The organism is Thalassobius vesicularis, assembly GCF_004799325.1.
Lineage (GTDB): Bacteria > Pseudomonadota > Alphaproteobacteria > Rhodobacterales > Rhodobacteraceae > Thalassobius > Thalassobius vesicularis.
Genome location: NZ_SSMD01000018.1, coordinates 1 through 3,757 on the forward strand (window position 1 = coordinate 1; position 3,757 = coordinate 3,757).

General features: G+C 60.3%; 5 protein-coding genes. 1 reads left to right on the plus strand and 4 read right to left on the minus strand.

Going from position 1 to position 3,757, the window contains the following annotated elements; genetic code table 11:
- Positions 1–953 (plus strand): efflux RND transporter permease subunit (locus E7681_RS18540; protein WP_136340748.1); only part of this gene is annotated, 953 nt, incomplete at its 5' end.
- Between the two features lie 103 nt (positions 954–1,056).
- Here E7681_RS18540 and E7681_RS18545 read toward each other — a convergent pair.
- The 4 genes from E7681_RS18545 to E7681_RS18560 are packed head-to-tail and all read right to left on the minus strand — an operon-like array spanning position 1,057 to position 3,497.
- Complete coding sequence (locus tag E7681_RS18545) at positions 1,057–1,443, minus strand: hypothetical protein (protein WP_136340749.1); 387 nt, start codon at positions 1,441–1,443, stop codon at positions 1,057–1,059.
- Positions 1,440–2,768, minus strand: coding sequence for a recombinase family protein (locus E7681_RS18550; RefSeq protein ID WP_425471411.1), 1,329 nt, complete (start codon positions 2,766–2,768; stop codon positions 1,440–1,442). Before E7681_RS18550 ends, E7681_RS18545 begins: the two co-directional genes overlap by 4 nt.
- A complete protein-coding gene (locus tag E7681_RS18555; protein ID WP_281277672.1) occupies positions 2,765–3,202 on the minus strand; it encodes a DUF2924 domain-containing protein in 438 nt (145 codons plus the stop codon). The genes E7681_RS18550 and E7681_RS18555 overlap by 4 nt, the downstream gene beginning before the upstream one ends.
- A 46-nt stretch (positions 3,203–3,248) precedes the next feature.
- The gene (locus tag E7681_RS18560) at positions 3,249–3,497 is read right to left on the minus strand and encodes a hypothetical protein (protein WP_136340751.1); all 249 of its coding nucleotides are present in this window, start codon (positions 3,495–3,497) and stop codon (positions 3,249–3,251) included.
- Positions 3,498–3,757 lie beyond the last annotated feature (260 nt).

Below are 3,757 nucleotides of genomic sequence, written 5' to 3' on the forward strand. Positions count from 1 at the left end.
CCCTATCGCCGGGGGCAGAGGCGCTTGGCCTGACCGCCACGGAAGTGGCGGGCCAACTTCGTGCCGCCTTTCTTGGCACGCAGCTTACGGAAATCCGGCGCGGCGATCTGGCTTGGGATCTGGAAGTCCGGCTGCCCGACAATGATCGCGCTGCTCGCGCCGACCTAAATGCCTTCGAAATTGCCCTGCCCGATGGAGGGACCGTGCCGTTGTCGAGCATCGTTACCATCGACGAGGCGCGTGGTTGGGGAAGCATCACGCGCCGCAATGGCCAGCGTACGCTGACTGTAGCGGCTGATGTAGACGGTCGTATCGGCAATGCTGACGCGATCACTGCACGACTGGCCGAGGGTTTTCTCCCAGATTTGGTGGCAACAACCCCTGGCCTCGACTTCGAAGTAGGAGGACAAGCGGCAAATTCAGCCGAGACCGTCGCCTCGATCCTGCGCGGGTTCTTGATCGGGCTGGTAGGTATCTACATCGTTCTCAGCTTCCAGTTCCGGAGCTATGTTGAGCCGTTCATCGTGATGCTCACGATCCCGCTTGCGTTTCTTGGTGTGATCTGGGGCCATGTCCTGATGGGTTACAACATTTCCATGCCGTCACTGGTTGGAGCAGCGTCACTTGCCGGCATTGTCGTGAATAACGCGATTCTGTTGGTCGGTGTCATCAATGAACGCCGCGCAGACGGGCTCTCTGCCGCTCTGGCCGCAGGAGAGGCCGTCAGGTCGCGCTTCCGACCGATTTTCGTCTCGGTTTCGACCACCATCATGGGAATGGCCCCTCTGCTTTTGGAAACATCGACACAAGCCCAGACGCTGAAGCCACTCGTGATCTCGGTCGTCTTTGGCCTTCTGGCGGCGACAGTTCTGATCTTGCTGGTGCTGCCTGCGTTCTATGCAGCGCTTGAAGATATCCGGCCGCGCAAAACCGCAAATCCAATAGCCGGATAGGATGCTGATCCAAAAATTGATTGCGCGAAGAAAGCACTGTCCGATCACTTTACATCATAAATCTACATAAGGTCAGGAAACCAGTGCTTCACGGCCCCAAAATTCATGCCCTAAAAACCCGCTCAGCCTGCTCCTGCCATGTCTCCCCGGCCAGAAAACACAAGTCGTACAGACTGACCACCGATGCCTCGCGGCCGCAGGTCAGGCGTTTGAGCAACTCGGGCGACAGATAGGCCAGTCGAAGCTGGCGACTGACATGGCGCTCGGCCAACCCGACCGCCTCGGCCAGTTCTTGAATGGTGGCGAACTCACCGGCATCCATGCGCCGCCGCCATCCCCATGCCCGGCCGATGGCGCGCAGGATATGAGGATCTTGCGCCTGATCCTCACTGGGCCGGTAGTCGGCGGGCGGTAGGATCTTCGGCCGCCCATTCTTCTTGCGAACTGTCAGGGGGATAAGCACGCGGATCGTGTCGTTGGGCTTGGTCATTCCGCAGCCTCCAGCCTGCGTGGCGCCACCATCTCGCGGATGACGCCCGCTATTCCCTCGCGGCGAATGTCGACCTCGAGCCCGGCGGCGGTGACTGTGACCCGCCGCACCAGCAACTGAATGATCCGGGCCTGTTCCGCTGGGAAGAGTTGCGACCAGAGGGCCTTGAACTCGTGCAGCGCAGCGATTGCATCCGCCTCTGATGCCACCCCTCTGTCACGTTTCAGGGCGGCCAGCACCTGCGTGACCACCTCCGGCGTTTGCAGGATGCGCCGAACTTCGGTCACGACCGCGTCCTCGACCATTCCGGCGGCGAGCCGCATCGGTGCGGTCTCATCGCCGGTCTCGCGGTTCCTGATCACGTCCATAGACACATAGTAGCGGTAGAGCTTCGCTCCCTTCTTCGTGCTGGTCGGCGTCATGGCGGCACCGTTCTCGCTGAAGATCAGCCCCTTCAAGAGAGCAGGAGTTTGCGCGCGGCTGTTGTTGGCCCGCTTGCGGGGACTTTCCTGCAGGATGGCATGTACGCGATCCCAGAGGTCGGCATCGATGATGGCGTCATGCTCGCCGGGATACGCCGTGCCCTTGTGAACAGCCTCTCCACGATAAACGCGGTTCTTGAGCAGCCGGTAGAGATAGCCTTTGTCAATCAGCGTGCCCAGCTTGTTACGGAAGCCCTCCCTGCGCAATTCCCGCGCTAGCACGGTCGCGGACCCCAGCTCGATAAACCGCTGGAAAATCCCCCGCACTGCGGCTGCCTCGGCCTCATTCACCACCAGCTTTCGATCCTGCACATCGTATCCGAGGGGCACATAGCCGCCCATCCAGATGCCGCGCTTGCGCGAGGCTGCCACCTTATCGCGAATGCGTTCGCCGATGACCTCGCGCTCGAACTGGGCGAAGGACAAGAGGATGTTCAGCGTCAATCGCCCCATGGATGTGGTCGTGTTGAAGGACTGCGTTACCGAAACGAAGGTCACGCCGTTGCGGTCGAAGACCTCGACAAGTTTGGAGAAATCCATCAGCGAGCGCGACAGGCGGTCGATCTTGTAAACGACCACCACGTCGATCAGCCCGTCGTCGATGTCGGCCAGCAGCTGCTTCAGGCCGGGGCGGTCCAGATTACCCCCCGAGAACCCGCCATCGTCATAGCGTTCGCGCGTGGCGACCCAGCCCTCGGATTTCTGGCTGGCGATGTAAGCCTCGCTGGCCTCCCGCTGGGCGTCGAGGCTGTTGAACTCCATGTCGAGCCCTTCCTCGCTCGACTTGCGAGTGTATATGGCGCAGCGCAGGCGGCGATTGGGGCGGGCATTCATCTCCATCATGCTTCCTCCCGCTTGCGCTCGCGCAGACCAAAGAAGCGGTACCCGTTCCAACGTGTGCCGGTGATTTCGCGAGCGACAGCGGAAAGCGATTTGAACTTGCGGCCTTGCCAGTCGAAGCCGTCCTTCAGCACGGTCACGGTGTGTTCCTGGCCATCCCATTCGCGCAGCAGCTTTGTGCCCGTCACGGGATTGCGGGGATCAGCGATCTGATGCTTGCGCCGGGCGTGGCCTTCGACCTCGTCGGCCAGAAAGTCCAGCATGCGACGCGTTTCTCGGTCAGGTCCGCCGTAGGTCAATTCCTGGAGCCGATAGGCGATCCGCAGCTCAAGAAATGCCCGGCTGTTGTTCGGCGCCGAGGTGCCGATGAGCTTTTCCCATTCGGTTTTCAGTTCCTTGACCGACATCGCCTTCAGGGCGGCCAGGCGGGACAGCACCGTCTGATCCAAGTTCGGATCTTCTCCGGGACGTTTTGCAGTTATCTTATTGTGATTCTTCATGACTTCCTCCGATGCTGATACGTTTTGCACAACGACCACCGCTCTTTCGGGGCGAGAAGTCCACGAAACCGTCTCCGTTCGCGGCAGATAAACCGCTGGACTTCCTGGCGTTCAGCCGAACGACGCCTGCGGCCAGGATGCGCCCGATCTCGGCGAAGCGTGCATCGGCCGACATGCGTTCAGGGCATAGGGGATTGGGCCCCGAAATCGGGGTTTTTCGTTCATCAAGCATGGGAGCGCCTTTCGGGTTGGTGAACCCACTTGGGCTCCGTCAGGGCCTAATAATCAAGTCGAAACAATCGGTTGGGGAAATCCTGCGGGCTCGCGGGTATGCGCTAGGGTTTGTGGCTTGGCGCAATCAATGCCGTGTGGCGGGTTTAACCAGTGGATCAGTCTCTAGTTTGAGCGCGGCTTTCCAAAGTGGTGTTTTCGTAAAAACACTCTCTTGCGATCGGAACGATTTTGCGGGGCGTGTTTCCTGGAGGAGGCCAG

Coding starts and splice junctions, on each gene's coding strand:
- E7681_RS18545 (WP_136340749.1), bottom strand. CDS start 1,443: ATGACCAAGCCCAACGACACGATCCGCGTGCTTATCCCCCTGACAGTT.
- E7681_RS18550 (WP_425471411.1), bottom strand. CDS start 2,768: ATGATGGAGATGAATGCCCGCCCCAATCGCCGCCTGCGCTGCGCCATA.
- E7681_RS18560 (WP_136340751.1), bottom strand. CDS start 3,497: ATGCTTGATGAACGAAAAACCCCGATTTCGGGGCCCAATCCCCTATGC.